Annotated in this window: 5 protein-coding genes; 2 read left to right on the top strand and 3 right to left on the bottom strand. The window is 32.4% G+C overall.

Annotated features, from left to right (window positions below; all coding sequences use genetic code 11):
* Positions 1-95: 95 nt before the first annotated feature.
* Genes OEV82_RS15920 through OEV82_RS15930 form a run of 3 tightly spaced genes read right to left on the bottom strand, consistent with a single transcriptional unit; the run spans position 96 to position 1,442 of the window.
* The gene (locus OEV82_RS15920; protein ID WP_263062424.1) at positions 96-401 is read right to left on the bottom strand and encodes a hypothetical protein; all 306 of its coding nucleotides are present in this window, start codon (positions 399-401) and stop codon (positions 96-98) included.
* 17 nt (positions 402-418) lie between these two features.
* A complete protein-coding gene (locus OEV82_RS15925; protein ID WP_263062425.1) occupies positions 419-967 on the bottom strand; it encodes a GNAT family N-acetyltransferase in 549 nt (182 codons plus the stop codon).
* Positions 968-995: 28 nt separating this feature from the next.
* Complete coding sequence (locus OEV82_RS15930) at positions 996-1,442, bottom strand: GNAT family N-acetyltransferase (RefSeq protein ID WP_263062426.1); 447 nt, start codon at positions 1,440-1,442, stop codon at positions 996-998.
* Between the two features lie 250 nt (positions 1,443-1,692).
* On the opposite strand from OEV82_RS15930, the gene OEV82_RS15935 reads away from it, so the two are divergent.
* On the top strand, positions 1,693-2,025 hold the full coding sequence (locus tag OEV82_RS15935; RefSeq protein WP_263062427.1) for an SRPBCC domain-containing protein: 333 nt from the start codon (positions 1,693-1,695) through the stop codon (positions 2,023-2,025).
* 249 nt (positions 2,026-2,274) lie between these two features.
* Positions 2,275-3,192: a class I SAM-dependent methyltransferase gene (locus OEV82_RS15940; RefSeq protein WP_263062428.1), complete on the top strand. Its 918-nt coding sequence runs from the start codon at positions 2,275-2,277 to the stop codon at positions 3,190-3,192.
* Positions 3,193-3,347: the final 155 nt, after the last annotated feature.

Genomic DNA, 3,347 nt, shown 5'->3' on the forward strand with positions numbered 1-3,347 from the left:
ATTGTCTGTACGCTTCGATAACATCCTAAATTTCCCCCGTTAACCAAGAATTCTATCCCTATTATACAAAAAAAGCCTGTAGATTTGGCCACTAGTTAGGGACTTTGTCTACAAGCTGCAATATTGCGTAACAATATTTTGGACTTTTCATATACTTTTAGCTCAACTCGATTCGAGTTTAATAAATGAGCAATTTGTATAGTACATTCTTTATGTGGTGCAGTGTGATTTCGTATATATTGCAATAAAGCCATAAGCTCCCAGTCTTTTTCGAGACTGAGTACTTCTAACTGAACTGGATAATCAAAACCTGGAATCGAATAATCCGTTGGAACAAAATCAAGAGTGCCGTTTCCAAGCCCTAACTTTTTATCCGAGGCTATATAATAATAATGTGTCATTTTTTCCCACTCCAAAATTATACATGGCTGTTAAAATACTCTTCTTTAGTTAAAGAATAGTATAAACTAGTTACTTCTTTGTTACCTAATCGCTTCAAAATATTCTTCTTTTTAAATCGATATTGAAACCCGCATTTTTCACACACTCTTTTAGAATTATAATTGAAATCAAAATGACCACACCAAATTATGTCTAAATCTAATTTTTCAAAACCATATTGAATCACACGATTAACGGCTTCTGGAATCATGCCTCTTCCCCAGTAGTCTGGATTTAATACATACCCGATTTCCTTTTGTTTTAAATCTACTAAACTCTTATCAGGTTGACGATCATGGAGACCGACACTACCAATCACTTTATTTTCTTCTTTCAAAACGACAGCATATGTATCATTTTCTTCGATAAATAATTTGATAACTTCTTTACTTTCGTCTTCACTATTGTGAGGTGCCCATCCTGCATTTGGGCCAACTAACTCACTTTTCGCATATTCATATAAATCTTTACTATCCGATTCTTTCCATTGACGTAATATTAATCGTTCAGAAAATAATGTCTCCATTTAATTCACCTCAAATTATGCATTATTATTACTTGGTTACCCTTTTTACAAAATACGCCGAATCATTTAGATGTTTGAATCCATTTTTTTTATAAAAATTATATGCTGGCACATCCAAATCAGTCATTAAAGTAATAAATTGGAACTCATTTTTATTTAAAAATTCATCCATTAAAGATATAAAACGACTACCTATACCTTTATTTTGATAATTTCTTGCGATAAAAAATTCTTTAATATAATATTCCTTACCTTCCCACCAGTTAAAAACATAACCAAGGGAACAACCAACTATCTCATCGTTATCATTATACAGGGCTAAAGAAAGCGAATTATTATTATCCGTCAAATCTTTCATATATAAATCTAATTGCTCCTCATTCCACTGATCGAACCATGGTTCATTTGAAAAGACATCAAAAAAAAGTTCTTTCATTTTTTTGTAATCATCTTTTTCTAATATACGAACGTTCATAAGAACCCCCCAATGTCAAAATAGTATATGACAGCTACTTTTTACTATAATACCATTTTTTAGTACAATTAAATGAGTTAAATAAAGAGGTGTATGAAATGAAAAATGAATTTGGTACATTACATAATGTAACTGGTCGTTATGCTTTACAATTCGAGCGAAGTTTTTCTAAAAGTAAAAAAAGAAGTATTCCAAGTACTGACAAATGCTCATTCCTTTAGCAAATTTGTATCCTTTCGCAACTGGGGAAATGGTACTAAAAATTGGCGGGAAAATTCATTTGGATGATCGAGAAGGAACTACATATTCTGGAATTATTACAGAATTAAAAGAACCAACTGTTTTTGCATTTCAAGAAGTTGACGATTTGCTTCATATTTTATTGGAAGATGAAAATGGATGTCGAATGGTGTTCACACATACTTTTGACGATAATTCATGGGCGGTACATACTGCAGCCGGATGGCATCGTTGTCTCGATGTGTTTGGCCAAATTGTGAATGGCGAACCAATTGAATGGAAAGACATTGCAGCACAGCTACGTGAAATCTATAGTGAAACATTCAATATGAATGAACGGTAAAAGAATTTAAACTACAGTTATGTCCCTTAAATTTTTCAGCAAATCAAACTTCTATAAAACAAAAAATTCCCACTTCTATTCTGTAAGAAGGGAATTTATAAGTATGAGAAAAATAATATAGCAAGTTAAAACGAGCTAAATACTTGACAAAATAATTTATTTTTGCTATAATTTACAAAAATTAAAATTGTGTGTAAAATAGGATTTACCTGACCAGGTGAATCCTATTTTTTGTTTGGAGGGAAAGTTGTGAAGCAAAACAAATCCAGTATGACCGCGTTGATTTCAGCTTTTTCTCGGGCGTATCACAGTCAGAATGATTTACCAATCATTTTTGATGATTTCCTTGCTAAAGATCTCCTATCCCAAAAAGAGTTATCAGACATTAAGAAAAATATGATTAATAGTATACAATTCTTCAACAAGGACATAGCAGAAAAATTTAAAGACCAACCAGATGAAATTTTGAAATGGATTACTCAAGTACAGCTCTCACCTACTCCACTTGCTCGAGCCGCCTTTTGTGAACAAGTATTACTCAATGAAGTCAATTTAGGGTTAGAGCAATATGTGATTCTTGGAGCCGGTTATGATACGTTTTGTTTTCGCCATCTTGAACTAGAAAATAAACTTGAAATATTCGAGCTAGATCATCCATCTACTCAGGAATTAAAGAGAAAAAGAATAACTGATGCAGGCTGGGAAATCCCAAATCATCTCCATTTTGTTCCCATGGATTTTACCAAAAATTTCATTTATCAAAGGCTTAAGGAAAACGGATTTGATGAGAACAAAAAAACATTTATTAGCCTATTAGGTGTTACGTATTATCTAACAAAAGAAGAAAATATAAATTTAATCAAAAACTTATTTGCCAAAGTCCCATCGGGGAGCTCGATTGTATTTGACTATGCCGATGAAACATTGTTTGAAGAAAAGGGAAAGTCTAATCGAGTTGAAAATATGGTAAAGTTGGCTTTTGCAAGTAGAGAACCAATGAAGTCAAGTTTTGCTTATCATGAACTTGAAAGTATTTTGGAACAATCAGGGTTACTCATTTTCGAACACTTATCACCGACGATGATAAACAATCTTTACTTTCAAAATAGGACGGATTATCTTTCTGCTTTCGAGACCATTCATTATATCCACGCCGTTAAAAGATAATATTCATATATTAAATCCTCTTAAATAAGAGGATTTCAGACTGTCGACAAACCCCAACTCAAATGCTTCATTTGAGTTGGGATTTGTCTTTTTTTGCTCATCATTTTCTAAGATTCTTATCTTATTTAGGCTGGACATGGTCTTTTCCATGTCCA

It is taken from the genome of Pallidibacillus thermolactis, assembly GCF_025660415.1.
In the GTDB taxonomy this organism is placed as follows: Bacteria; Bacillota; Bacilli; order Bacillales; family Caldibacillaceae; genus Pallidibacillus; species Pallidibacillus thermolactis.